The 24,839-nt window shown below is 75.4% G+C and carries 25 protein-coding genes; 20 read left to right on the top strand and 5 right to left on the bottom strand.

The features are described from left to right. The first annotated feature begins 3 nt into the window (after positions 1-3). From F1D97_RS07285 to F1D97_RS07295, 3 genes are all read left to right on the top strand, one after another. The gene (locus F1D97_RS07285; RefSeq protein ID WP_236123184.1) at positions 4-468 is read left to right on the top strand and encodes a hypothetical protein; all 465 of its coding nucleotides are present in this window, start codon (positions 4-6) and stop codon (positions 466-468) included. Further along, positions 465-953 carry a flavin reductase family protein gene (locus F1D97_RS07290; protein WP_236123185.1) on the top strand — a complete coding sequence of 163 codons (489 nt, stop codon included), beginning with the start codon at positions 465-467 and terminating at the stop codon, positions 951-953. Before F1D97_RS07285 ends, F1D97_RS07290 begins: the two co-directional genes overlap by 4 nt. 116 nt (positions 954-1,069) lie before the next feature. Further along, the gene (locus F1D97_RS07295) at positions 1,070-4,615 is read left to right on the top strand and encodes a VanW family protein (RefSeq protein WP_236123186.1); all 3,546 of its coding nucleotides are present in this window, start codon (positions 1,070-1,072) and stop codon (positions 4,613-4,615) included. A gap of 23 nt (positions 4,616-4,638) precedes the next feature. Here the strand turns inward: F1D97_RS07295 and F1D97_RS07300 are convergent, their stop codons facing one another. After that, a complete protein-coding gene (locus tag F1D97_RS07300) occupies positions 4,639-4,887 on the bottom strand; it encodes a hypothetical protein (protein ID WP_236123187.1) in 249 nt (82 codons plus the stop codon). A gap of 106 nt (positions 4,888-4,993) precedes the next feature. On the opposite strand from F1D97_RS07300, the gene fdxA reads away from it, so the two are divergent. The 4 genes from fdxA to F1D97_RS07320 all read left to right on the top strand — a co-directional run bounded on the left by fdxA (position 4,994) and on the right by F1D97_RS07320 (position 8,391). Then, positions 4,994-5,320, top strand: a complete 327-nt coding sequence (fdxA, locus tag F1D97_RS07305) for a ferredoxin (protein ID WP_094179349.1) — start codon at positions 4,994-4,996, stop codon at positions 5,318-5,320. 12 nt (positions 5,321-5,332) lie between these two features. Continuing rightward, positions 5,333-6,484 (top strand): succinyldiaminopimelate transaminase, encoded by a 1,152-nt coding sequence (gene dapC, locus F1D97_RS07310; RefSeq protein ID WP_236123188.1) that lies wholly within the window; start codon positions 5,333-5,335, stop codon positions 6,482-6,484. A gap of 175 nt (positions 6,485-6,659) precedes the next feature. Then, positions 6,660-7,958 (top strand): citrate synthase, encoded by a 1,299-nt coding sequence (locus tag F1D97_RS07315; RefSeq protein ID WP_236123189.1) that lies wholly within the window; start codon positions 6,660-6,662, stop codon positions 7,956-7,958. A gap of 1 nt (position 7,959) precedes the next feature. Next, positions 7,960-8,391 carry a YrdB family protein gene (locus tag F1D97_RS07320; RefSeq protein ID WP_236123190.1) on the top strand — a complete coding sequence of 144 codons (432 nt, stop codon included), beginning with the start codon at positions 7,960-7,962 and terminating at the stop codon, positions 8,389-8,391. Here F1D97_RS07320 and F1D97_RS07325 read toward each other — a convergent pair whose 3' ends face one another. Continuing rightward, positions 8,392-9,291 carry a hypothetical protein gene (locus tag F1D97_RS07325; protein ID WP_236123191.1) on the bottom strand — a complete coding sequence of 300 codons (900 nt, stop codon included), beginning with the start codon at positions 9,289-9,291 and terminating at the stop codon, positions 8,392-8,394. A gap of 5 nt (positions 9,292-9,296) precedes the next feature. After that, entirely contained in the window at positions 9,297-10,238 is a 942-nt protein-coding gene (gene dapD / locus F1D97_RS07330) for a 2,3,4,5-tetrahydropyridine-2,6-dicarboxylate N-succinyltransferase (RefSeq protein WP_236123192.1), read from the bottom strand. An 83-nt stretch (positions 10,239-10,321) separates the two neighbouring features. Between dapD and dapE the strand changes: the two genes are divergently transcribed. From dapE to F1D97_RS07360, 6 genes are all read left to right on the top strand, one after another. Beyond that, a complete protein-coding gene (gene dapE / locus F1D97_RS07335; protein WP_236123193.1) occupies positions 10,322-11,401 on the top strand; it encodes a succinyl-diaminopimelate desuccinylase in 1,080 nt (359 codons plus the stop codon). A 9-nt stretch (positions 11,402-11,410) separates the two neighbouring features. After that, entirely contained in the window at positions 11,411-12,241 is an 831-nt protein-coding gene (locus F1D97_RS07340; RefSeq protein WP_236123194.1) for an LOG family protein, read from the top strand. Positions 12,242-12,303: 62 nt separating this feature from the next. Further along, positions 12,304-13,278: a dihydropteroate synthase gene (locus tag F1D97_RS07345; RefSeq protein WP_396022582.1), complete on the top strand. Its 975-nt coding sequence runs from the start codon at positions 12,304-12,306 to the stop codon at positions 13,276-13,278. Beyond that, on the top strand, positions 13,275-14,633 hold the full coding sequence (locus tag F1D97_RS07350; protein WP_236123195.1) for a hypothetical protein: 1,359 nt from the start codon (positions 13,275-13,277) through the stop codon (positions 14,631-14,633). Before F1D97_RS07345 ends, F1D97_RS07350 begins: the two co-directional genes overlap by 4 nt. 145 nt (positions 14,634-14,778) lie before the next feature. Next, positions 14,779-14,946 (top strand): DUF3117 domain-containing protein, encoded by a 168-nt coding sequence (locus F1D97_RS07355; protein WP_013884554.1) that lies wholly within the window; start codon positions 14,779-14,781, stop codon positions 14,944-14,946. A gap of 1 nt (position 14,947) precedes the next feature. Then, a complete protein-coding gene (locus F1D97_RS07360; protein WP_236123196.1) occupies positions 14,948-16,546 on the top strand; it encodes a leucyl aminopeptidase family protein in 1,599 nt (532 codons plus the stop codon). A gap of 48 nt (positions 16,547-16,594) precedes the next feature. Here F1D97_RS07360 and F1D97_RS07365 read toward each other — a convergent pair whose 3' ends face one another. Further along, the gene (locus F1D97_RS07365; protein ID WP_236123520.1) at positions 16,595-17,242 is read right to left on the bottom strand and encodes an O-methyltransferase; all 648 of its coding nucleotides are present in this window, start codon (positions 17,240-17,242) and stop codon (positions 16,595-16,597) included. A gap of 264 nt (positions 17,243-17,506) precedes the next feature. Between F1D97_RS07365 and sigE the strand changes: the two genes are divergently transcribed. The 7 genes from sigE (at position 17,507) to F1D97_RS07400 (ending at position 23,953) form a co-directional block, all read left to right on the top strand. Further along, entirely contained in the window at positions 17,507-18,181 is a 675-nt protein-coding gene (gene sigE / locus F1D97_RS07370) for an RNA polymerase sigma factor SigE (RefSeq protein ID WP_236123197.1), read from the top strand. Beyond that, positions 18,178-19,122: an anti-sigma factor family protein gene (locus F1D97_RS07375; RefSeq protein WP_236123198.1), complete on the top strand. Its 945-nt coding sequence runs from the start codon at positions 18,178-18,180 to the stop codon at positions 19,120-19,122. The genes sigE and F1D97_RS07375 overlap by 4 nt, the downstream gene beginning before the upstream one ends. Then, complete coding sequence (locus tag F1D97_RS07380) at positions 19,119-20,708, top strand: S1C family serine protease (protein ID WP_236123199.1); 1,590 nt, start codon at positions 19,119-19,121, stop codon at positions 20,706-20,708. Before F1D97_RS07375 ends, F1D97_RS07380 begins: the two co-directional genes overlap by 4 nt. Positions 20,709-20,818: 110 nt before the next feature. Then, complete coding sequence (locus F1D97_RS07385) at positions 20,819-21,178, top strand: twin-arginine translocase TatA/TatE family subunit (protein WP_236123200.1); 360 nt, start codon at positions 20,819-20,821, stop codon at positions 21,176-21,178. Positions 21,179-21,294: 116 nt separating this feature from the next. Then, complete coding sequence (gene trpS, locus F1D97_RS07390; protein WP_236123201.1) at positions 21,295-22,284, top strand: tryptophan--tRNA ligase; 990 nt, start codon at positions 21,295-21,297, stop codon at positions 22,282-22,284. Next, positions 22,281-22,847, top strand: a complete 567-nt coding sequence (locus F1D97_RS07395; RefSeq protein WP_236123202.1) for a 2'-5' RNA ligase family protein — start codon at positions 22,281-22,283, stop codon at positions 22,845-22,847. Before trpS ends, F1D97_RS07395 begins: the two co-directional genes overlap by 4 nt. A 104-nt stretch (positions 22,848-22,951) precedes the next feature. Beyond that, positions 22,952-23,953, top strand: coding sequence for a YihY/virulence factor BrkB family protein (locus F1D97_RS07400; RefSeq protein ID WP_236123203.1), 1,002 nt, complete (start codon positions 22,952-22,954; stop codon positions 23,951-23,953). Positions 23,954-23,997: 44 nt separating this feature from the next. Here F1D97_RS07400 and F1D97_RS07405 read toward each other — a convergent pair whose 3' ends face one another. After that, positions 23,998-24,792 (bottom strand): phosphotransferase, encoded by a 795-nt coding sequence (locus tag F1D97_RS07405; RefSeq protein WP_236123204.1) that lies wholly within the window; start codon positions 24,790-24,792, stop codon positions 23,998-24,000. Positions 24,793-24,839 lie beyond the last annotated feature (47 nt).

Here is a 24,839-nt window from a genome sequence, read left to right on the forward strand (position 1 = left end):
CGCGTGCAGCCGCTGACCCCGCAGACGCTCCTGCGGGCCCTCCTGTCGTTCGTCCTCGGCCTCGTGATCGGCGCGCTCGGGACCGTCGTCCACCGCGGCGCGATCCCGTGGGGGCTGCTCGCCGCGCTCGCCCTGGTGCTCGCCGCGACCGTCATGGTCCGCGCGTGGGCCGGGTGGCCCGCCTACGTCGGGATCGTCGGCGGGGTGTTCCTGGCGGTCGTCGTGCTCGCGCAGACCGGTCCCGGCGGTGACGTGCTCCTGCCCGGCGGCGACCGCGTCAACGCGCCGTGGCTCGGGTTCGCGTGGCTCGGTGGCGTCGTGGTCGTCCTCGCGCTCGGGGCGCTCGCGCCGCGCCGCTGGTTCGACGACACGCCCCGCCCGCCCCGGGCGGCCGCACCCGTCACGCCACCCCCGGCGCAGCAGGAGGGCGCGGCGTCGACCGACGGACCCGCTGCGGCCGACGCGTGAGCGCGCAGCCCGACGACTTCCGCACCGCCGTCGCGGCCCTGCCCGCGGGTGTCGCCGTCGTCACCACGACCTGGCGGCGCACCGTGTGGGCCATGACGGTCAGCTCCGCCACGTCGGTGTCCCTCGACCCGCCGCTCCTGCTGTTCTGCGTGCACACCGACGCGCGCCTGCGCGACGCGCTCGACGAGGCCGACACCTGGACCGTCTCCGTGCTCGGCGCCGACCAGGCGCCCGTCGCCGACTGGCTCGCGTCCGCCGGCCGCCCCGCCGTCGACCAGCTCACGCGCGTCCCGCACCACGCGCCCGACGTCGCCGCGGGCGTCCGCCTCGACGGCGCCGCCGCGTGGTTCGAGTGCCGCACCAGCGCGATCCACCCCGCGGGGGACCACGACGTCGTCGTCGGCGACGTGCTCGTCGCGCAGCGGGCCGCCCCCGAGGTCGGCGGCCTCGTGCACCTCGAAGGGCGCCTGCGCGGCGTGCGCTGAGGTCACGATCTCGTCACAGGTCGCTCCCGCGCGGCCAGGCACGCGTGCGCGTGCGCGAACCCTAAAGCACAGCGACGTAGACTCGCCGGGCGTAACACGACCGAGCAGGGGAAGCGATGACCGACCGTACCGATTCCGACAGCCCCGCACCGCAGGAGCCGTCGGGCGGGAGATCGGCCGACGACGTCGTCTGGCCCGTCTGGGGTGCGACCACGGGTCGTCCCGCCCTGGGTGACGAGACCCGCCCGAACCCCGTGGTCCCGGCGGCGTCCGAGCGCGCCGACAGGTCTGCGTCCGACGAGGCGCCCGAGCCCGACGTCGCTGAGCCCGACGTCGCCACCGTCGAGGCGGCGTCGGACGAGCCCGCGCCCGACGAGCCCGCGCCCGACGAGGCTGTGCCCGACGAGGCCGCGTCCGACGAGGCTGTGTCCGACGAGCCCGCGCCCGACGAGGCTGTGTCCGAGGTGGCGGTGTCCGACGAGCCCGGCACGGACGAGAGCACGACCGACGAGGGTGCCGGCGACGAGGTGCCGGTCGACGCGCCGGAGGAGTCGCCTGCGGAGCACGGCGGCGTCGCGGAGGTCGACGAGCCCGTGGTCGACGAGCCCGTCGTGGACGAGCCCGCGGTCGACGAGCCCGTCGTGGACGAGCCCGCGGTCGACGAGCCCGCAGTCGACGAGCCCGCGGTCGACGAGCCCGCGGTGGACCAGGCGCTGCCCGTCGACGAGACCACCGAGACCGAGCCCACGCACGAGCCGGTCGCCGCGGACGCGGCCGACGAGGCCTCGCCCGTCGAGACGACGCCCGACGACGCCCAGGCCGACGAGCCGGCGGTCGACGACGCCGAGGTCGACGAGCCGGCGGTCGACCACGCCGAGGCCGACGAGGCGGGCGGGGACGCGGACGCCCGCGACGACGCCGAGGCGGGCGCCCCGCAGGAGCAGGAGCTCGTCGACGAGTCGGAGCCCGTCGCGGCGGAGGCCGCGGACGCGGACACCACCGAGGGCGTGTCGGCCCGAGCAGCCGAGGCGACCGAGGTCGCCGCGACCGCGACGCCCGAGCCGGAGGCGGCACCGACGATCGTCGTGCCCGCGATCTTCTCCGACGAGACGGTCGCGCCGAAGCCCGCCGCCCGGGAGCCCGAGGCTGCCACGGAGACCGGTGCCGCGGTCGTCGGCGCCGACGAGGCCGCACCCGCGCCGGCCCAGGTCGAGGAGCCGGAGGTCGACGAGCCTCAGGCCGACGACGCCGCGGTCGACGAGCCCGACGCGAGCGAGCCCGAGTCCGCCGCGAGCGAGCCCGAGGTCGACGAGCCCGAGGCCGACGACGCCGCAGTCGACGAGTCCGACGCGAGCGAGCCCGACGCCGGAGAGCCGGAGACGGACGGACCGGAGACCGTCGCGTCGTCGAGCGCCGAGCCGCAGGACGAGCAGACTGCCGAGCCCGCGACCGCGGAGGCTGCCGTCGGCGAGCCCGCCGCGGACGCGGCTGACGTCGGCGGCGCCGCGACCGCAGTCGCGAGTGCGCCTGCACAGGCCGAGACGGTCGTCCTGCCGGTGACGCCCGCCGCCCCGGCGCAGCCGGCCGCGCAGGCCGAGCCCGCGACGCCCACGGCCACGCCCACGGCCACGCCCACGGCCACGCCCACCGCCACGCCCACGGCCACGCCCGCGGCTCCGGCCGCCGAGACGGCCGCACCGAGCGCACCCGCGCGCGACTCGGTCTTCCAGCGGCGCGAGCCGGCGGCGCCGTCGGCCCCCGCGCAGGACGCGACGGTCGTCCTGCCCGCGGCGGGCGCGACGCCCGAGGAGCCGGCCGCGCCGGTCCCGCCCGCGCTCAGCGGCGCGGCGCGCGTGTCCGCAGGCCCGGTGCCGACGACGCCGCGCGACCCCTCGCCGTTCGACGACTTCGAGTCCGAGGAGCACGTGCGGCGCTGGCCGCGGCGCCTCGCGATCGGTGCGGGCGTCGTCGTGCTGCTCGGCGCGGCGTACGTGGGCGCGAGCTACGCGACGGCCGACCGCGTGCCGCGTGGTGCGACGGTCGCGGGGGTCGAGATCGGCGGACTGTCGGCGGACGAGGCTGCGGAGCGCCTGGACACCGAGCTCGCGCCGCGGACGCAGGACGCGGTCGAGGTGCTCGCGAACGACGCGCAGGCGACGCTCGAGCCGCAGGCGGCGGGCCTGTCGTTCGACGCACGCGCGACCGTCGACCGGCTCACGGGGGTCGACCTCGCGCAGCCGCGCCGGCTGTGGGACCAGATCGTCGGAGTCGGGGCGCAGGAGCCTGTCACGCAGGTCGACGAGACGAAGCTGGTGGGCGCGCTCGAGGCGCTCGGCACGTCGCTGTCACTCGCGCCGGTGGACGGTGCGGTGCTGTTCGTCGACGGCGCGGCGGTCATGACGGACGCGTCCGACGGCTGGAGCATCGACCAGGACGCGGCCGCCGAGCGCGTCGCGCGTGACTGGCTGGTCGCGGCGCAGCCGCTCGAGCTGCCGACGGTCGTCGTCGAGCCGGAGATCACGCAGGCCGAGGCGCAGGCGGCGCTGGACGACGTGGCGGAGCCGCTGGTGTCCGCGCCCATCTCGGTCGTGGTGTCCGAGAAGCTCGCGGTGCTGCAGCCGGCGACGCTCGCGGCCGCGGCGGCGATGCAGCCGGTGGACGGCGAGCTCGAGCTGCAGCTCGACGGCGAGGCGCTCGCGGCGGAGGTCGTCGAGCAGCTGCCCGAGGGCGTGCTGACGTCCGCGTCGGACGCGCACTTCGAGTTCCAGGACGACAAGCCGGTGCTCGTGCCGGGCGAGCCGGGCACGACGGTCTCGCCGGAGGACGTCGCGGAGGCGGTCGCGGCGGTCGCGGGGGCGCAGGACCGCACGGCGAACGTCGAGCTGTCGCAGACGGACCCGGCGGAGACCACGCAGGCGCTCGAGGAGCTGGGCGTCAAGGAGGTCGTGTCGGAGTTCTCGACGCCGCTGACGAGCGAGCCGCGGCGCACGCAGAACATCCGGCAGGGCCTGGCGAACATCACGGGCGTGCTGATCCGCCCGGGGGAGACGTTCAGCCTCACGGAGTCGCTCGGCCCGATCGACGCGGCCCACGGGTTCGTGCAGGCCGGCGCGATCGTCAACGGCGAGCACTCGGACGCGTGGGGCGGCGGCCTGTCGCAGGTGTCGACGACGACGTACAACGCGGCGTTCCTCGCGGGCATGGAGGACGTCGAGCACACGCCGCACAGCGAGTGGTTCGCGCGCTACCCCGAGGGCCGCGAGGCGACGATCTTCACCGGCGTGATCGACATGAAGTGGAAGAACACCACGCCGTACGGGGCGCTCGTGCAGGGCTGGGTCGCGAACGGGCGCGCGTACGTGCGCATCTGGGGCACCAAGTACTGGACGGTCGAGGAGTCGACGAGCGGCCGATCGGGCGTCGTGCAGCCGTCGACGGTCTACTCAACGTCGCGCACGTGCACGCCGCAGGCCGCGGGGAACCCGGGCTTCTCGGTGACGGTGACGCGCCGGCTGCTGCTCGACGGCGTGCTCAAGGAGACGACGTCGAACACGTGGCGCTACAAGCCGCAGAACCGCGTGATCTGCGGGTCGCCGCCGAGCAAGGACAAGGACAAGGACAAGGACGAGGAGTCCGACGAGAAGGACGCCGCCCGGCGCTGAGCGTCGGCCCTCGGTGCGGACGGTCAGTGCCGTCGGGCGCGGCGCTCGGGCGGTGGGGGGATCGGCTTCCACAGCACGACGTCCGCGCCGGCGATCCGGGCGGGCCCGCGTGACGTGTCCAGCGTGAGGCCGTCGTCGTCGACGCGCAGCACCACGCCGAGCACGTCGGTGAGGTGCGGCCCGTCCGGCGGGGCCGGCACGAGGCGGCGTCGCACGACGACGCGCGTGCCGGCGGCGGCCTCCTGCCACGGCCGCGCCGGGGTGGCGCTCATCGTCCGTCCGCGGTGACGTCGGCCGATGCGTCGGTGGGTGGACACGGGATCGTGCGCGTGCGCATGTGGGGAATACTAGGGACGACCCGTCAAGTGGAGGACGACCGTGACGTATGTGATCGCTGAGCCCTGCGTGGACGTCAAGGACAAGGCGTGCATCGAGGAATGTCCCGTGGACTGCATCTACGAGGGCAAGCGGTCGCTCTACATCCACCCGGACGAGTGCGTGGACTGCGGCGCGTGCGAGCCGGTCTGCCCGGTCGAGGCCATCTACTACGAGGACGACGTCCCCGAGCAGTGGAGCGAGTACTACAAGGCCAACGTCGAGTTCTTCGACGATCTGGGCTCGCCGGGTGGTGCCGCCAAGATGGGGCAGATCGACAAGGACCACCCGATCATCGCGACGCTGCCGCTGCGCGTGCACGGCGACTGACGCGCGCCACCGGTGGGCCTGCTGACCGGCGCGCTGCCGGATTTCCCGTGGGACACGCTCGTGCCGTTCGCGCAGCAGGCGCGTGCGCACGAGCGGGGCATCGTCGACCTCTCGGTCGGCACGCCCGTCGACCCGACCCCGGCGGTGGTGCGCGACGCGCTCGTCGCGGCCGCGGACTCGCCGGGCTACCCGACGACCTGGGGGACCGCCGACCTGCGTGAGGCGGTCGTGCGGTGGTTCGAGCGGCGGCGCGGCGTGCCGGGCCTGGACCCGGCGGGCGTGCTGCCGACGGTCGGCTCGAAGGAGCTGGTCGCGCTGCTGCCCGCTCTGCTCGGGCTGGGCGAGGGCGACACGGTGCTGCACCCCGCGGTGGCGTACCCGACGTACGACGTGGGCGCGCGGCTCGCGGGCGCGACTCCCGAGCCGTGCGAGGACCCGGCGGCGCGGCTCGCGCAGGGGCGCGGTGACGTGCGCCTGGTGTGGCTGAACTCGCCCGCGAACCCGCACGGCGCGGTGCTGGGCGCCGACGAGCTCACGGCGGTCGTCGCGGCGGCACGGGAGGCCGCGCGGCGGGACGGCCGCCCGGTCGTCGTCGCCTCGGACGAGTGCTACGCCGAGCTGGCGTGGGACGAGCCGTGGGCGGGCGACGGCGTGCCGAGCGTGCTCGACCCGCGCGTCACGGGGGGCGACGTCACCGGGCTGCTGGCGGTGTACTCGCTGTCGAAGCAGTCGAACCTCGCGGGGTACCGCGCGGCGTTCGTCGCGGGCGACCCGGCGCTGGTCGCGGGGCTGCTCGAGGCGCGCAAGCACGCGGGGATGATCGTGCCGGGACCGGTGCAGGCGGCGATGACGGTCGCGCTGGACGACGACGCGCACGTCGCGGCGCAGCGCGAGCGGTACCGCGCGCGGCGCGGGCTGCTGCGTGCGGCGCTCGAGGAGGCCGGGTACGTGGTCGACGAGTCCGCGGCGGGCCTGTACCTGTGGGTGCGCCCCGCGGGTGGCGGGCAGGACTGCTGGCAGACGGTCGCGGACCTGGCGGGGCTGGGCATCCTCGTCGCGCCGGGTGCGTTCTACGGGCCGGCGGGGCAGGGGCACGTGCGGGTCGCGCTGACGGCGTCCGACGAGGCGGTCGCGGAGGCCGCGGCGCGGTTGCGCGGCGCCTGACCAGGTCGATGTGACTTGATTCACAGCGGATCAGGTCGTCCCAGGATTCGTCTCTGCGCGCCGGGCGCAGGTACCGTCGTCGGCAGGCCAACGGAGGCCACCGCTGCGGCCGCAGGGCCGACGTCGGCGACGACCCGGGCGCGAGCGCGCGCCGGTCGTGGCAGGAAGGAACGCCATGTCCGAGACCATCACCTCCCCGGTCCAGCTGGTCGTGAACGGCCAGGCCAAGGACCTGCCGGTCGTCACCGCGACCGAGGGGAACGACGGAGTGGTGGTCTCCACCCTGCTGCGTGACACCGGCCTGGTCACGGTCGACCCGGGGTTCATGAACACCGCGTCGTGCGAGTCGAAGATCACCTACATCGACGGTGACGAGGGCATCCTGCGCTACCGGGGCTACCCGATCGAGCAGCTCGCGGAGTCCTCGACGTTCCTCGAGGTCGCGTACCTGCTGATCCACGGCGAGCTGCCGTCGCCGACCGAGCTCGACGCGTTCAGCGAGCGCGTGAACCGGCACACGCTCGTGCACGAGGACTTCCGCACGTTCATGGGGACGTTCCCGCGCGGCGCGCACCCGATGGCCGTGATGTCGTCGGCGATCAACGCGCTGTCGACGTTCTACCCGGAGTCGCTCGACCCGTTCGACCCGGAGACGGTCGAGCTCGCGACGGTCCTCATCCTCGCGAAGACCCGCACGATCACGTCGTACGTGCACCGCACCTCGAAGGGCGAGCCGCTGCTCTACCCGGACTACAGCCGCGGGTACGTCGAGGACTTCCTGCGCATGACGTTCGCGGTGCCGTACCAGCAGTACGAGCCCGACCCGGTCGTGGTCGAGGCGCTCGACAAGCTGCTCATCCTGCACGCCGACCACGAGCAGAACTGCTCGACGTCGACGGTCCGCATCGTCGGCTCGTCGCACGCGAACCTGTACGCGTCGGTCGCGGCCGGCATCAACGCGCTGTCCGGCCCGCTGCACGGCGGGGCGAACGAGGCCGTGCTCACGATGCTCGACGAGATCAAGGCCAACGGCGGCGACGCGACCGACTTCATGCGCCGCGTGAAGAACAAGGAGCAGGGCGTCCGCCTCATGGGGTTCGGGCACCGCGTCTACAAGAACTACGACCCGCGCGCCGCGATCGTGAAGAAGAGCGCGCACGCCGTGCTCGAGGCGCTGGGCGCGGCCGACGAGCTGCTCGACATCGCCATGAAGCTCGAGGACATCGCGCTCAACGACGACTACTTCATCTCGCGCAAGCTGTACCCGAACGTCGACTTCTACACGGGCCTCATCTACAAGGCGATGGGCTTCGACCGGGCGATGTTCACGCCGCTGTTCGCGCTGGGCCGCATGCCGGGCTGGATCGCGCAGTGGCGCGAGATGATGACCGACCCGGCGACGAAGATCGGGCGCCCGCGCCAGGTCTACACGGGCGAGGTCTCGCGCGACTACGTCCCCGCCGACCAGCGCTGACGTGACCGGCACCGGCGGACGCGACGCGCGCCGCGCCGGTGCGCCCCTTCCGCCCGGGGTGGCCGGGCCGTTGTCGGTCGTCGCGTTCGTGTGCGAGCTCGGGCTGCTGGTGCTCGCGGGCGTCACGGGGTGGCGTCTGGGGCAGCGGCTGGACGTGCCGGGGCAGGACGCGCTCGCGGCCGTGCTCGCGGTGCTGCTCGTCGCGGTCGTCGTGATCGTCTGGGCGCGGTGGAACGCGCCGCGCTCGCCCTCGCGACTGCGGTGGCCCTGGCGCTACCTCACGCAGCTCGCGCCGTTCGTCGGCGTCGCGCTGCTCGCGTCGCTCGTCGGGCTGGGCTGGTGGGGTGCGGTGCTCGCGGTCCTCGCCGCGGTCGCGTTCGGCTTCTCGCGCGGCGGGCAGGACGCGGCGACGACGAGCCCGCCGCCCCGCTGACTACAGGTCGAGGCGGACCGAGCCCGCCTCGCGCGTGCCGCGGTCGTTCGTCGTCCACTCGCCGCTCTCGCGGGTCCATGTGCGGTCCGCGACGTCGACGCGCTGCGTGCCGAGCTCCTGCGCGGTCGCCACGGCCCATGCCGCGAGCGCCCAGCCCGACCGCGCGGCGTCGTCGCCCAGCCCGCTCACGTCGACGACCACGCCCGCAGGCTCGTCGTCGCCGCCGAACCGCCGCGTGGGGACGTCGCCCAGGTCCCGCTCGACGCGAGCGAGCACGGCGTCCGGGTCGCCGCCGTCGCTCCGGGGGAGCGTGCACGCGATCGTCGCGGGGGAGTGGCCCGTGAGGCCCGACGCCCACGCGCGCGCCCGCACCTCGTGCTGCGCGTACGCCTTCGGGAACGCGGAGCGCTGCACGGCCTGCGCGGCGTCCGTGACGTCCATGTCCTCGTAGCGGTCGACCTTCACGAGCCCGTCGTAGAACTTCCCGACCGAGTAGACGGGGTCCATGATCTCCTCGACCGTGCCCCAGCCCTGCGACGGCCGCTGCTGGAACAGGCCGATCGAGTCCCGGTCGCCGTAGTCGATGTTCTCGAGCCGCGACTCCTGCAGCGCGGTCGCGATCGCGATCGTCACGGCACGTGCGGGCAGGCCGCGACGCTGCGCGACCGCCGCGAACAGCGCCGCGTGCTGCGCCTGGTCCGCGCTCAGCGTCCACGCGGTGCCGTCGAGCGTGGCGGTGCACCGGGCGACCACGGGCAGGTCGGGCTCGAGGCGCTGGAGCGCGGTCACGACGAGCGCGACCGCGCCGGCCAGCACACCGACGACGACGAGCAGCCCGACGAACGCGCGCCCCGCACGGCGCCGCCGCCGTGCGCGTGCCGGGCGCCGACCAGCGGCCACCGCGCTCAGTTGGCGTGCAGCGACGCGTTGAGCTGGACGCCCGAGCCCGTGCGCGCCACCGCCTCGACCCCGCCCGTGAGCGAGTTGCGGCGGAACAGGACGCCGTCCGCGCCGGACAGTGCGTGCGCCTTGACGACCTTCCCGTCGTCGTCGCCGAAGCCGACGAGCGTGACCTTCGTGCCCGCGGTGACGTAGAGCCCGGCCTCGACCACGCAGTCGTCGCCGAGCGCGATGCCGAGCCCCGCGTTCGCGCCGAGCAGCGTGCGCCGCCCGATCGAGACGACCTCGCGGCCGCCGCCGGACAGCGTGCCCATGATCGACGCGCCGCCGCCGACGTCGGAGCCGTCGCCCACGACGACGCCCTGCGAGATGCGGCCCTCGACCATCGACGTGCCGAGCGTCCCGGCGTTGAAGTTCACGAAGCCCTCGTGCATGACGGTCGTGCCCGCGGCGAGGTGCGCGCCGAGGCGCACGCGGTCCGCGTCGGCGATCCGCACGCCCGCCGGGAGCACGTAGTCGACCATGCGCGGGAACTTGTCGACGCCGTACACGGTCGGCGCGACCTGGTTCGCAGCGCGCAGCCGGGCGCGCGTGAGCTCGAAGCCGTCGACCGCGCACGGGCCGCGGTCGGTCCACACGACGTTCGGCAGCGCGGCGAAGATGCCCTCGAGGTTGAGGTCGTTCGGCCGGACCAGGCGGTGCGACAGCAGGTGCAGGCGCAGGTACGCGTCCGACGTGCCCGCGGGCGGCGCGTCGAGGTCGATGAGGGTACGCACGACGTGCACGCGCACGCGGCGTGCCTCGTCGACGTGCTCGTGCAGGTCGGCGGGCGGCTGGACGTCGTCGTCCGGCTCGCCGAGCGCGGGAGCGGGGTACCAGGTGTCGAGGGTGATGCCGTCGAGGGTCGTGGTCGCGAGACCGAACCCCCAGGCGGGGCGAGAGCTCATGGCGACAAGCGTACGGGCGCCTGAATCGTTACCGGTCGGTAGCCGACCCGCGGCGCGGCTCGGGCGGCCTAGGCTCGAGGACCGTGACGCATCCTGCCCTCGACCCCCGCGGCGACCTGGTCGCCCTCACCCGCGCGATCTGCGACGTCCCCTCCGTGAGCGGCGACGAGCGCGCGCTCGCCGACCTCGTCGAGGCCGCGCTGCGCAGCGCGCCCCACCTCGAGGTCCTGCGCGACGGCGACACGGTCGTCGCGCGCACGCACCTCGGGCGCGACCAGCGCGTCGTCGTCGCCGGTCACCTCGACACCGTGCCGATCGCGGACAACCTGCCGACGCGCCTCGTGGACGACGAGCTGTGGGGGCGTGGGACGGTCGACATGAAGGGCGGCGTCGCGGTCGCGCTCGCGCTCGCGGTCCGGCTCGAGGAGCCGACGCGCGACGTGACGTGGGTCTTCTACGACCACGAGGAGGTCGCGGCGGAGCTCAACGGGCTGGGCCGCCTCGTGCGGCACCGTCCCGACTGGCTCGCGTGCGACTTCGCGGTGCTCGGCGAGCCGTCGAACGGCGGCCTCGAGGGCGGCTGCAACGGCACGCTGCGGGCGGAGGTCCGGCTGGCCGGCGTCGCGGCGCACTCGGCGCGAGCGTGGGCGGGCGTCAACGCGGTGCACGCCGCGGGCGAGGTGCTGCGCCGGCTCGAGGCGTACGAGCCGCGCACGGTCGACGTCGACGGGCTCGCCTACCGCGAGAGCCTGGGCGCGGTCCTCATCAGCGGCGGGACCGCGACGAACGTCGTCCCCGACGCCTGCGTCGTCACCGTCAACTACCGGTTCGCGCCGTCGTCGTCCGTCGCCGACGCCGAGGCGCACGTGCGCGAGCTGTTCGACGGCTACGACGTCGTGATCACCGACGCCGCGCCCGGCGCGCGCCCGGGTCTCGACGCGCCCGCCGCGCGGGAGTTCGCCGCCGCGGTGCTCGCGGTGACGGGCGGCGCGCCCGCACCCAAGTACGGCTGGACGGACGTCGCCCGGTTCTCCGAGCTCGGCATCCCCGCGGTGAACTTCGGCCCCGGTGACCCGATGCTCGCGCACAAGGCCGACGAGCGCTGCCCGGTCGCGCAGCTCGACTCGTCGTACGAGGCCATGCGCGTCTGGCTCACCTCCTAGGCTGCGGGCATGAGCGACGACGGACAGCCCGCACCCGGCCGCGGCTACCGCAAGGGACCCGTGCTGCTGCGCGGGCAGCAGATCCCGACGACGACGTCGGACCAGCGCCTGCTCAGCCGCCCTGTCGGCGGCGCGAGCTGGCTGCACGACGACCCGTGGCGCGTCATGCGCATCCAGTCGGAGTTCGTCGAGGGGTTCGGCGCGCTCGCCGAGGTCGGGCCCGCGGTGAGCGTGTTCGGCTCGGCGCGCACGCCCGCCGGCTCGCCCGCGTACGTGCTGGCCACCGAGGTCGCGCGGCAGCTCGTCGAGGCCGGGTACGCGGTGATCACCGGTGGCGGCCCCGGGATCATGGAGGCCGCCAACCGCGGCGCCAAGGAGGCCGGCGGGGTCTCGATCGGGCTCGGCATCGAGCTGCCGTTCGAGCAGGGCATGAACGACTGGGTCGACCTCGGGGTCAACTTCCGGTACTTCTTCGCGCGCAAGACGATGTTCGTGAAGTACTCCGAGGGGTTCATCGTGCTGCCCGGCGGGTTCGGGACGCTCGACGAGCTGTTCGAGGCCCTCACGCTCGTGCAGACGCACAAGGTCATCGAGTTCCCGATCGTCCTCGTCGGGCGCGAGCACTGGCAGGGGCTGCTCGACTGGATCAACGGGCCGGTCGTCGCGGCGGGGCTCATCTCGCCCGTCGACCGGGAGCTCATCCAGGTGGTCGACACCGCGGAGGAGGCCGTGCAGGTGGTGCTGCAGCGCGGCGCCGAGCTGCGCGCCGCCGAGGAGGCCGCGACCGCCGCGGCCGAGGCCGCGCAGCAGGCCGCGGACGCGTCGTCCGACGAGCCGTGACGCCGGGCCCCGGCACGACCGGTCGCGCCGCGCCCGAGCCCGCGCCCGGCGTCGCGACCGGGCTGGGGACCGGGCTCGCGGGCGTGCCCGCGGCCGGGGCCGCGCTGCGCCTGCGTGACCGCGTGCTGGGGCCCGACCACCCCGTGGTGATGGCGGTCGTCAACCGCACGCCGGACTCGTTCTACGCGCCCGCCCGGTACGACGACGCGGGGGCCGACGCCGCGGTCGCGCGCGCCGAGGAGGAGGGCGCGGACGTCGTCGACCTCGGCGGCGTGCGCGCCGGGCGCGGGCCGCGGGTCGAGCCCGACGAGGAGATCGCGCGGGTCGTGCCGCTGGTCGAGCGCGTGCGTCGGCGGCACCCCGACCTGCTCGTCAGCGTCGACACGTGGCGCTCGTCGGTCGCGCGCGCGGCCGCGCTCGCGGGCGCGGACCTGGTGAACGACACGTGGGCCGGTCACGACCCGGAGCTCGTCGCGGTCGCCGCGGAGCACAGGCTGGGCGTCGTGTGCTCGCACACGGGCGGCGCCCGACCGCGCACCGACCCGTTCCGCGTGGCCTACCCGCGCACGTCACCACGGCTGTCCGACGAGCACGCGTCCGACGAGCGCGCGTCCGACGAGCACGCATCCGACCCGCTCGACGGGGTCGTGGACGACGTCGTCGCGACGCTCGCCGCCGCCGCACGGCGGGCCGTGGACCTCGGGATCGACCCGGCGAGCGTGCTCGTCGACCCGACGCACGACTTCGGCAAGAACACCTGGCACTCGCTGCACCTCGTGCGCCGCACGTCCGCGCTCGTCGCGCTCGGCCACCCCGTGCTCATGGCGTTCTCGCGCAAGGACTTCGTGGGCGAGACGCTCGGGCTGCCCGCCGAGGAGCGGCTCGAGGGCACGCTCGCGGCGACCGCGGTGGCCGCGTGGCTCGGGGCGCGGGTCTTCCGCGCGCACGACGTGCGGGCCACGCGCCGCACGCTCGACATGGTCGCCGCGATCCGCGCCGACCGCGCACCCGAGCTCGCGGTCCGGGGGATGGCATGAGGGACGAGCTGACCGCGCAGGGCGCGGGCGACGCCGCGCCGACCGCCGCGACGGACGACGACGCCCGCGCACAGTCCGAGCCGCAGGCAGAACCTCAGGCGGAGCAGCAGGTCGGGCTGCGGGCCGAGGGGCGGCCCGCGGCCGTGCGCACGCGGCCGCGGTGGGACCCGCGCACGTGGGCGTGGTGGGTGCAGGTGCTCGCGGTGTACGCGCTCGCGCGCGGGGCCACCGCGCTGCTGCTCCTGCAGGCGGCCGCGCACCAGGGCCCCACCCCGTGGGCCGACGAGCACCCGTCGTACGCGCAGATGACGGGGCTGTTCTGGGACGCGGGCTGGTACCACCGCATCGCCGAGGAGGGCTACCCCGACACCCTGCCCGTCGACGAGTCCGGCAACGTGCGGCAGAGCGCGTGGGCGTTCTTCCCGCTGTACCCGATGCTCGTGCGCGGTCTCATGGCGGTGACCACGCTCGGCTGGGAGGTCGTCGCGCCGACGACGTCGCTGCTGCTCGGCGCGGGCGCGGTGCTGCTGGTGCACCGGGCCGTGGTGCACGGCGCGCCCCGGGCGTGCGCCGCGTGGCCGGGGCTGCCGCTCGCGACCGTGGTGCTCGTCGCGGTGTTCCCGACGTCGCCGGTGCTGCAGGTCGCGTACACCGAGTCCCTCGCGCTCCTGCTCGTCGCCGCCGCGCTCCTGCTGCTGGTCCGCCGGCACTACCTCGCGTGCGCGGGCGTGCTCGTGCTGCTCGGGCTGACGCGCGCGGTCGCGCTGCCCATGGCGGTCGTCGTCGGCGTGCACCTGCTGGCGCGGTGGGCCGGGGCGCGCCGCGGCCGCGAGGCGTTCCCCGCCCGGGACGTCGCCCAGGTGCTGGGGCTCGGGGTCGTCGCGGTCGTCTCGGGCTTCCTGTGGCCCGCGGTGTGCGGCTGGGTCACGGGCGTGCCGCAGGGGTACCTGCGCACGCAGGAGGCGTGGCGCGGGGTCCGCGAGGTCACGCCGTTCGGCGGCTGGGACTACGTGCTGCAGTTCTGGTTCGGCGACGCGGGCTGGTGGGTGCTCGCGGCGGCCGCGGGGTTCGTCGTCGCGCTGCTCGTCGTGCCCGCCGCGTGGCGGCTGGGACCCGAGCTGCACGTGTGGCCCGCGGCCTACGTGCTCTACCTCGCCGCGGCGATCGAGCCGGGAAGCAGCCTCGCCCGGTTCCTCGTCCTCGCCTTCCCGGCGGGCGCGATCACCGCGGGCGTGGTGCGTCGCCCGACCGCCGCGCGGTGGGCCTGGTTCGCAGCCGTGGTCGTGCTCATGCTCGTCCTGCAGGCGGTCTGGGTGTGGCGGTTCTGGCGCCTGACGAGCGGCTGGCCGCCGTGATGTCCGGCCTGTGAACTAGGATGGTCCCCGGACATCCGGCACCACGGGATCGCAGGTGGTGCGGGCACGAGCGGCGCGCAGGCGCCGCACCGCGACCGCACCGGGGCACCCGGTCGGGACGCACGAGGCGAAGGAGAGGCCACGCATGGCCGCGATGAAGCCGAGGACCGGAGACGGACCGCTCGAGGTGACGAAGGAAGGACGCGGCATCGTCATGCGCGTCCCGCTCGAGGGTGGTGGTCGTCTCGTGGTCGAGCTGAACGCGACCGAGGCCGCCGAGCTGGGCGAGGCACTGACCTCCGTCGCAGGCTGACGTGGCCGCTGGTCGTCCCCTGACGATCGGCCGGAGGCTGCCGGCCGTCTCGCTCGTCGGCGGTGTGGTGGCGGACAGCCCGCTGCTGACGGAGCCCGACGTCGACGCGGTCGCCGTCCCCGTCGCGCCCGCCGTCGCGGGCGACGAGGACGAGGGGCCTCAGCCGCGCCGTGGCGCGGCGTCGACCGCGGCGCGCTACGGCATCGACCTCGCCGAGCTCGCCGAGCGCGCCGGGCTGACCGGCGCCGCGGGCGAGGCGTCCGTCGTGCAGCTGCCGCGCCCCGCGGGGTCCGGCGTGACGCTGCCGTGGGCCGGTCTGCCCCCGCGCATCGTGCTCGTCGGCATCGGGGCGAGCACCGACACCGACCTGCGCCGCGCGGGTGCCGCGCTGGCCCGGGCGACGCGCGGGCTCTCGCGCGTCGTGACGACGATCGGCGACGACGCGGGCTACAGCGCGTCCCAGGCGGCGCGCGCGGCGCGTGCGCTCGTCGAGGGGTACCTGCTCGCGGCTTACGTGCCGCTGAGCCTGGCGAAGACCCCCGCGGTCAAGCCGTCGGCCGACCTGGTGCTGCTCGGGCGCGACGGCACGCGCGCGGGCGCGGCCGTCGACGCGGCGCGCACGGCCGCCTCGGCCACCTGGCTCGTGCGCGAGCTCGCGTCGACGCCGTCGAGCATCAAGAACCCCGCCTGGCTCGCCGACCAGGCGCGCCGCCTCGCGACCGAGGCGGGCCTCGAGGTGACCGTGCGCGGCCCCCGCGAGCTCGCGGCCGAGGGCTTCGGCGGCATCCTCGCCGTCGGCTCGGGCTCCGCGTCGCCCCCGCGCCTCGTGACCGTCACGTACACGCCGCCGACGTTCGCCGCGGACGGCAAGCACGTCGTGCTGGTCGGCAAGGGCATCACGTACGACACGGGCGGCCTGTCGATCAAGCCGCGCGAGGCCATGGTCCCCATGAAGACCGACATGGCCGGCGCCGCGGTCGCGCTCGCGACGGTGCTCGCCGCGGCCCGGGCCGGCGTGCTGCACAAGGTCACCGCGGTCCTGCCGCTCGCCGAGAACCACTTCGGCGCCGCGTCCTACCGGCCCGGCGACGTGCTCACGATGTACGGCGGCACGACGGTCGAGATCGCCAACACCGACGCCGAGGGTCGGCTCGTCCTGGCCGACGCGCTCGCGTGGGCCGACGCGGCGCTCGACCCGGACCTCCTCGTCGACGTCGCGACGCTCACGGGCGCCGCGACCGTGGGGCTCGGCAAGCAGTACGCCGCGCTGTACGGCACGGACGCCGCGCTCGTCGCGGCGCTCCGGCAGGCCGGCGCAGACTCGGGCGAGCTCGCGTGGCCCATGCCGCTCGTCGGCGAGTACGACGAGGCCGTGCGCAGCTCCGTCGCGGACCTGCGGCACGTGCCCGAGGACGGCAAGATCGGCGCGGGCTCGGTGACCGCGGCGCTGTTCCTGCGGCGCTTCGCGGGCGAGCGCGCCTGGGCGCACCTCGACATCGCCGGCACCGCGCGCGCGACCGCCGACAAGCACGAGGTCACGGAGGGCGCGACCGGCTACGGCGCGCGCCTGCTCCTGCGCTTCCTCAGCGACCTGCGCTGAGCCGACCTGCGCTGAGCCGACCAGCGCTGAGCCGACTTGCGCTGAGCGTCAGCGGCGGACCGCGACCAGCAGGCCGTCGCCCACCGGCAGCAGGGCGGGCTGCAGGCGCTCGTCGGCCCGCACGGCGCGGCCCAGCTCGCGCACGATCGTCGTCGCCTCGTCACGCCGTGCCGGGTCGGCGACCCGGTCGTGCCACAGCGCGTGGTCCACGACGAGCACGCCGCCCTGGCGCAGCAGGCGCACGGCCTGCGCGAGGTACTCGGGAGCGGACTCGAGGAGCCCGCCGACGCTCGTGAGGCCGAGCAGCACCAGGTCGTAGGCGCCGTCGGTGAGGCGCGGCAGGACCTCGAGCGGGCGGCCCGAGATGGTGCGGGTCCGCGTGGGGCGGAAGCCCGCGTCGGCGAACGACTCCTTCGCGGCGCGGTGGTGCTCGACCTCGGAGTCGATCGTCGTCAGCACACCGTCCTCGGGCATGCCGCGCAGCAGGAACAGCGACGCGACGCCCGTGCCCGTGCCGATCTCGACGACGGCACGCGCCTTGGACGCGGCGGCGAGCAGCGTGAGCACCGCGCCCGTGCCCGGGGTCACGGCGCTCGCGCCGAGCTGTGCGGCGCGCTCACGTGCGGCGAGCACCGCGTCGTCCTCGGGGAGGAACTCCTCGGCGTAGACCCAGCTGCTGGCCTTGTCGGCGGAGATGATGGACCTCCCGGCGGTGGCGCGGCGTGCGCGCGGCGTGCGCCCACGGTCGCGGGCTCGCCCCAGCCTAGTGCGGCACGGCCCAGGGGCCAGCCCCACGGCGAGGTGCCGACGACCGACCCGGGAACGAATCGCGCGGGTGCGGCGTTGGCACACACGTCACGGACCTCCTCACCGGTCGCGGGCACCGTGCGGGGCCTGGGACACTGGGCGGTCGGTCGCGGCAGGAGTCGCGGGCGACCGGACGAGTCCGACCACCGAGCGATGAGGGAGCGCGTGCCGAGCGACCAGGCCACCCCCACCACCCCCACGTGGCAGGCGCCGTCGTGGGAGGAGATCGTGCGCGAGCACTCGGCGCGCGTGTACCGGCTCGCCTACCGACTGACGGGCAACCAGCACGACGCCGAGGACCTCACGCAGGAGACGTTCGTGCGCGTGTTCCGCTCGCTGCACACGTACTCGCCCGGCACGTTCGAGGGCTGGCTGCACCGCATCACGACGAACCTGTTCCTGGACCAGGCACGTCGGCGTCAGCGCATCCGCATGGACGCGATGGGCGACGACGACGAGCGCTACGAGAACACCGACGGGCTCGCGACGCCCGAGCGCGCGTTCGAGCACGGGAACCTGGACCACGACGTGCAGCGGGCACTGGCGGACCTGCCGCCCGAGTACCGTGCGGCCGTGGTGCTGTGCGACATCGAGGGCCTGTCCTACGAGGAGATCGCCGTCACGCTCGGGATCAAGATCGGCACGGTCCGGTCCCGCATCCACCGGGCCCGTGCGCGGCTGCGCGAGTCGCTCGAGCACCGTGCTCCCACGGCTCCCACGGCTCCCACGGCTCCCACGGCTCCCACGGCTCCCACGGCTCCCACGGCTCCCACGTCCTCGTCGTCCCCGGTGGCGCCGCTGGCGCACGGCGAGGTGGTCGCGCGGTGACGCACCACCTCGGCTCCCAGCTCAGCGCGCTCGTCGACGGGCGGCTCTCGGCCGCCGCGACCGAGCGGGTGCTCACGCACGTCGCCCGCTGCCCGCAGTGCGCGGACGAGCTCTCGGCGGCCCGTCTCGCCCGGCGCGCCCTGGCCGCGGCCGCGAGCGACGACGTGCCGCTCGCGCCCGACCTCACGGCCCGCCTCATGTCGCTCGCGGGGTCCGTCCCCGCGCCCGCCCCCGCTCCCGTGCCCGCACCGCGCGACCCGTTCGCGCAGCCCGCGATCGGGGTCCCGGAGCTGCACGGCCGCCGGGCGCGCGCGCTGCGCGGCGAGGTCGCCCAGCGGCGGCAGGTCTCGCGGCTCGCGGCGGGGTCGCTCGCGGGTGTCGGCGCGATCGCGGCGATGCTGTTCGTGCTGGGGGACCGGCCCGCGGTCTCGCCCGTCGGGCATCCCGGGGAGGACCTCGACCTGCTCGGCAGCGCGTCGGCCGCCTCGGTGCTCGCGGCGGCAGCGCAGGGCGAGCCCGACCGGCAGGACGAGCCCGGGCTGGCCCAGTCCCTGCGGGCGCGCGGGTGGGCGTTCCCCGACACGCTGCCCGCCGGCTGGAGCATCACCGGGACGCGGTGGGACGACGAGGCGCGCGAGCTCGAGATCGACCTCGCCGGGCCGCAGGGCACGCTCGTCGTGACCGAGCAGGAGGGGCGCCTCGACACGACTGCCCTGCGCGGTGCGGAGCGCGTGACGATCGGGGAGCACCAGGCGTACGTGCTGTCGTACGCGCCGTGGCACGTCGTCTGGCAGTGCGACTCGACGGTCGTGCAGGTCGTCTCGGGCGGTGACGCCTCCGCGATCGTCGAGGCGTTCCCCGCCAAGGCGTTCGACGGCGGGCTGCCCGCGCGCATGTCGCGCGGGTGGTCGACCGTGGCCGGGGTGATCGGCCGCCCATGAGCACGTCCGACGAGCCCGCGCGCCCGGCCGGCGCGCACCCCGAGCCCGCCCTGGAGCCGACCGTGCCCGAGCCGGAGACCGCCGCGCCGCCCGCCACCGACGCCCCGACCCCCGCACCCCCGGCGTCGGTCGCGGACGCCGCGACGCCGGCACCTGCCGCCCCCAGCCTGTTCGCCGAGCCCTACGGACGGCCCGCGAACCCGTACGGCCCGCCCGCGACGTACCCGCAGCTCGGCCACTCGCAGCCGCCGGCCGCGCCGCACCCGCCGGCCGTGCGCGTCGGTGCGCAGCCGCACGGTCTGACACCGCCCGGGCTGCACGGCCCGCAGGGCGCGCAGCCGCCGTACGCGCCCGGCCCGCAGCCCGCGCCCTGGTACGCGCCGTACGGCGCCGCCGGACCGCAGCCCGGGGTCGTCGGTGCGCCGGGTCAGCAGGGCTCGCCGGAGACCGGGGAGAGCCGGCGCCGGGCGCGGCGTGGCCTGTCGGCCGGGTGGGTCGCGGGGCTCGTCGCGCTCGCGCTCGGTGCGGGGCTCGTCGGTGGGCTCGCGGGGGCGCGGCTGCTCGACCGGGACGACCGGCTCGCGGACGCGGGCCTGCCCGCCACCGTCACGCGGCCGACGGACGCCGCGGGGAACCCCGTGGGCGGGGCGATGGTGGACGGCTCGGTCGCCGAGATCGCGGCGGCCGTGCTGCCGAGCGTCGTGTCGATCCAGTCGTCGGGCTCGTCGGGCACGGCCACGGGCTCGGGCTTCGTGCTGCGGCAGGACGGGTACCTGCTGACCAACAACCACGTGGTCGCGGGCGGCACCGGGTCGGGCGGCTCGCTCGTCGTGACGTTCGCCGACGGGCGCGAGGCGGACGCGACGCTCGTCGGGAGCACCGCGGACTACGACCTCGCGGTCATCAAGGTCGACGTCGAGGGGCTGGTCCCGCTCGCGCTCGGCGACTCCGACGCGGTGCGCGTGGGCGACCCCGTGGTGGCGGTCGGTGCGCCGCTCGGGCTCGAGGGGACCGTGACGACGGGCATCGTCTCGGCGCTCAACCGGCCGGTCTCGGCGGGCGACGAGGCTGACACCGCCTTCATCAACGCGATCCAGACGGACGCCGCGATCAACCCGGGCAACTCCGGCGGGCCGCTCGTGAACGCCGCGGGCGAGGTCATCGGCATCAACTCCGCGATCGCGCAGCCGCCGGGCCAGACCGCGCAGACGGGCGGGAGCATCGGGCTCGGCTTCGCGATCGGCTCGAACCAGGCGCGGCGCACCGCGACGCAGCTCATCGAGACGGGCCGCGCGACGTACCCGATCATCGGTGTGCTGCTCGACCGCCAGTACACGGGCGAGGGCGTGCGCGTCTCGTCGCAGGCGCAGCAGGGCCAGGACCCGGTGACGGCCGGGGGGCCGGCGCAGGACGCCGGGATCCGGCCGGGCGACGTGATCGTCGCGATCGACGGACGGCCCGTGACGGACCCCGACGAGCTCATCGTCGCGATCCGCGCGCACGAGCCCGGCGAGGTGATCGAGCTGACCGTCCGCTCGCGCGGCGAGGACCGGACGCTGCAGGTGGAGCTCGACGAGTCCGAGTGACGCCCGGGCGACGCCGTGGCCCGTCCGAGCCTTCTCCGGGCCGTCTCCGAGCCCGTCCGTGGCCCCGGGATCGAGTCAACGGGCGGTTGCGGTCGGGGTAGCCTGAGCCGGTGTTCGACATCAACGGCGGCGAGCTGATCGTGCTCCTCGTCGTCGCGGCCCTCGTGGTCGGGCCGCAGCGGCTGCCGGCGTACGCCGAGCAGCTCGGGGCGCTGGTGCGCCGGGGACGCGACTGGATCACGCAGGCGCGCACCCGGCTCGACGAGGAGACCGGCGACCTCGGTGTCGACTGGGAGGCGCTCGACCCCCGTAAGTACGACCCGCGGCGCATCGTGCGCGACGCGCTCCTCGAGGAGCCCGCCGCGCCCGCTCGTCGCGGAGCGGTGCCCACGGCGTCCACCACGGGCGCCGCCGTGCCCCGCCCGGCCCCGCTCGTCGGGCCGCCCCCGTTCGACGACCAGGCGACCTGAGCCGCCGGACCCGTCCGCTCCCGCACCCGTCCGTCCCCGCACCCGTCCACGCTCGTCGCCGACGAGCCGCACAGATCGGACCCGCAGTGTCACAGCCCGCGCGCATCTTCTCCGGCATGCAGCCCACGTCGGACTCGCTCCACCTCGGCAACTACCTGGGTGCGCTGACGCAGTGGGTGGCGCTGCAGGACGGCAACGACGCGATCTACTGCGTCGTGGACCTGCACGCGCTGACGGTGGGCCCGGACCCGGCGGTGCTGCGCGAGCGCACGCGACGCACGGCCGCGCAGTACCTGGCGGGCGGCGTCGACCCGGAGCGGTCCACCCTGTTCGTGCAGTCGCACGTGGCGGAGCACGCGGAGCTGGCGTGGATCCTGTCGTGCCACACGGGCTTCGGCGAGGCGTCGCGCATGACGCAGTTCAAGGACAAGTCCGCGAAGCAGGGTGCCGAGGGCACCACCGTCGGGCTGTTCACGTACCCCGTGCTCATGGCCGCGGACATCCTGCTGTACGACACCGCGAAGGTCCCGGTGGGCGAGGACCAGCGCCAGCACCTCGAGCTGACGCGCGACCTCGCGCAGCGGCTGAACTCGAGGTTCGGCGCGGGCACGTTCGTCGTGCCCGAGGCGCACATCGTCAAGGAGACCGCGAAGATCTACGACCTGCAGGACCCGACCGCGAAGATGAGCAAGTCGGCGGGCTCGCCCAACGGCCTCATCGAGCTGCTCGACAACCCGAAGACGATCGCGAAGCGGATCCGCTCGGCCGTCACGGACGCGGGCCGTGAGATCCGGTTCGACCCGGAGAACAAGGCCGGCGTGTCGAACCTGCTCACGATCTTCTCCGCGCTGTCGGGCCGCAGCATCCCCGAGCTCGAGGCGGACTTCGACGGCAAGGGCTACGGGGACCTGAAGGTCGCGCTCGCGGACCTCGTCGTCGAGTGGGTCACGCCGTTCCAGGCCCGCGTGCACGAGTACCTGGACGACCCGGCGGCGCTCGACGCGGTGCTCGCGGCGGGTGCCGAGAAGGCGCGCGAGATCGCCGCGCCCACGCTCGACCGCGTGTACGAGCGCTCCGGGCTGCTCGCGCGGCGGGCACGCGCGTGAAGCTGCCCGAGCTCGTCGGCGACCAGGTGATCGTGGGGGTCGCGATCACCGTCCCGGAGCCGTACGGCACCCAGCTGCAGGACGCGCGTGCGCGCCTCGGCGACCCGATGGCGGCGTACATCCCGCCGCACATCACGCTGCTCGGTCCCACGGCCCTCGCGCCGCGGGACGCCGAGCGGGTCGACGCGCACCTCGAGCAGGTCGCGGCCTCCCACGCGCCGTTCGTCGTGCGGCTGCGCGGGACGGCGACGTTCCGCCCGGTCTCGCCCGTCGCGTTCGTGCAGGTCGCCGACGGCATCGCGGGGTGCGAGGCGCTCGAGACCGCGGTGCGCACCGGGCCGCTCGCGCAGGACCTGCGGTTCCACTACCACCCGCACGTCACGGTCGCGCACGAGCTGTCCGACGAACAGCTCGACGAGGCGATGGACTCCCTCGCGGACTACGACGCCACGTTCGTCGTGACGCGCTTCCACTGCTACCTGCGGGGCGACGACGAGGTCTGGCGTCCGCGGTCGGAGTACCGGCTCACGGGCCGCGCGGCGCAGCGCGGCGCGCGCGCGTGACGCGTCGGCGTCGCGGCCAGGCTCGTCGTTAGCCGGCTAACGCCCCAGACGGCCGGGGGATCCCTCGAGGTGCCGGGCCGTGCGGGCCCACCTAGCCTCGTGAGGTGGGACGACAGCCAGACGTGGTGGAACCGGCAGCAGGCTCGGGCTCGGCGCACGTGCGCGCCGCGGCGGGCGTCGGCGAGGAGATCGGCGCGCCGCGCCGCTCCCTCGTGACGCGCGTCGTCGACCGGGCGAAGGCGCTGCTCGCATGGTGGCAGGGGACGCGGGCCGCGCGCGCGAACGCGCGGTTCGGCGCGCAAGGCGGGGGCGTGCTCACCGGCGGCATCGCGTACGCCGCGCTGTTCTCCGTGTTCGCGGCCCTCACGATCGGCTGGACCGTGTTCATGGCCGTCCTCGGTGGGAACGACGAGCTGCGCACGCAGGTCGTCGACGCGATCAACGACGCCGTGCCCGGCCTGCTGAGCACCGGCAGCACCGAGGGCCTGGTCGACCCGGACTCGCTGCGCCTCAGCTCCGGGCTGACGGTCGCGGGGGCGGTCGCGTTCGTCGTGCTGCTGCTGTCCGCGCTGTCCGCGACGGCTGCGCTGCGCACCGGCGTGCGGGCGATGTTCGACGAGCAGGGCGGCGGCAACGCGGTGGTCGGCAAGCTGCGCGAGCTCGGCGGGCTCGCGGGCCTCGCGGTGGCGATCCTGCTGTCCGCGGTCATGACGACCGCCGCGGCGGCCGCGGTCGGCTGGCTGCTGCGGACGCTCGGCTGGGGCGGTGCGGCGGTCGCGCTGCAGGTCGTCGGCGTCCTCGTGGCGTTCGTCGTCGACGCGGCCGTGTTCGTGCTCGTCGTCAAGGTCCTGGCGGGGGAGTCGCCGCCCTGGCCCGACCTGCGGGGCGGCGCGCTCATCGCGGGCGTCGGCATGGGGGTCGTGCGGATCCTCGGGACCTCCGTGGTGGCGGGCAGCGCGACGAGGAACCCGGTCCTCGCGTCGTTCGCGCTCGTCGTGACCCTGCTCGTGTGGGTCAACCTCATCTCGCGCATCGTGCTGCTCGCTGCGGCCTGGACCGCGAACCCTCCCGCGAGCCCGTCCCCGGCGGCCGACGCGCACGCCTGACGCGCACACACCTGACGGACCGACCGCAGAGGCCCCGCGAGGGGTCAGCCGCGCGCGAGGGCCGCGACGATCTCGTCGGTCCGTGCGACGAGCAGGCGCAGCCGCCGCAGCGTCGAGGCCGGCTCGTCGCGCTCGCCGAGGCGCAGCATCCCCGCGTCGCCCGCGCGCTGGCCCGCGGTGATCCGGTCCGCCGAGTCCGTGACCCGACGCTCGACGTGGCGCAGCAGCGTCTCAGGGTCGACGCCGCCGTACGCGTCGGCGATCACGCGCAGCCCGTGCGCGAGACGGGCCGCGTCCGCGTCGGGGAACAGCAGGGGCGACACCCACGCGAACATCGCGAGGTCGTCGAGCGGGACGCCAGGGCCGGCGGTGTCCCAGTCGAACACGCCCGCGAGCGCGTCGCCGTCGAACACGAGGTTGTACATCGCGAAGTCGTGGTGGCACACGATCTCGCCGGGGCCCAGCGCCCGCTCGACGAACCGCCAGCGCCGTGACGAGCGCGGGAAACCCGCGACCACGCGGTGGTAGTCGCGCAGCCACCGTGCCGCGGAGGCGAGCTGCGCGTCGGTGAGCTCGACCCGGCCGACCGGCACGACCTCGCCCGGCAGGTAGTCCAGGACCTCGCGGCCGCGGTCGTCGACGCCGTGCGGGCGCGGGACGCCCGCCAGGCCCTCGTCGGCCAGGAACCCCAGCAGCTCGTGCACCGCGGGCGTCCACGGCCCCGTCGGGCGGCGCACCGTGGCGCCCACGCGCACGGCCCCACCCACGTTGCCGCCAGGGAGCACGACCTCCTCGTGCAGCTCGTCGTGCAGCTCGTCGTCCCGCTCGTCCTCCAGCACGGCGACCACCCAACCACACACGACGACGCCCGCCGACCCGTGTCCGG

This window comes from Cellulomonas palmilytica (assembly GCF_021590045.1).
GTDB classification, from domain to species: Bacteria; Actinomycetota; Actinomycetes; order Actinomycetales; family Cellulomonadaceae; genus Cellulomonas; species Cellulomonas palmilytica.

Excerpts from the sequence above, each read along its gene's own strand:
- F1D97_RS07295 (WP_236123186.1), top strand. The coding sequence starts at position 1,070 with ATGACCGACCGTACCGATTCCGACAGCCCCGCACCGCAGGAGCCGTCG.
- F1D97_RS07300 (WP_236123187.1), bottom strand. The coding sequence starts at position 4,887 with ATGAGCGCCACCCCGGCGCGGCCGTGGCAGGAGGCCGCCGCCGGCACG.
- F1D97_RS07315 (WP_236123189.1), top strand. The coding sequence starts at position 6,660 with ATGTCCGAGACCATCACCTCCCCGGTCCAGCTGGTCGTGAACGGCCAG.
- dapD (WP_236123192.1), bottom strand. The coding sequence starts at position 10,238 with ATGAGCTCTCGCCCCGCCTGGGGGTTCGGTCTCGCGACCACGACCCTC.
- F1D97_RS07340 (WP_236123194.1), top strand. The coding sequence starts at position 11,411 with ATGAGCGACGACGGACAGCCCGCACCCGGCCGCGGCTACCGCAAGGGA.
- F1D97_RS07350 (WP_236123195.1), top strand. The coding sequence starts at position 13,275 with ATGAGGGACGAGCTGACCGCGCAGGGCGCGGGCGACGCCGCGCCGACC.
- F1D97_RS07355 (WP_013884554.1), top strand. The coding sequence starts at position 14,779 with ATGGCCGCGATGAAGCCGAGGACCGGAGACGGACCGCTCGAGGTGACG.
- sigE (WP_236123197.1), top strand. The coding sequence starts at position 17,507 with ATGAGGGAGCGCGTGCCGAGCGACCAGGCCACCCCCACCACCCCCACG.
- F1D97_RS07380 (WP_236123199.1), top strand. The coding sequence starts at position 19,119 with ATGAGCACGTCCGACGAGCCCGCGCGCCCGGCCGGCGCGCACCCCGAG.
- trpS (WP_236123201.1), top strand. The coding sequence starts at position 21,295 with ATGCAGCCCACGTCGGACTCGCTCCACCTCGGCAACTACCTGGGTGCG.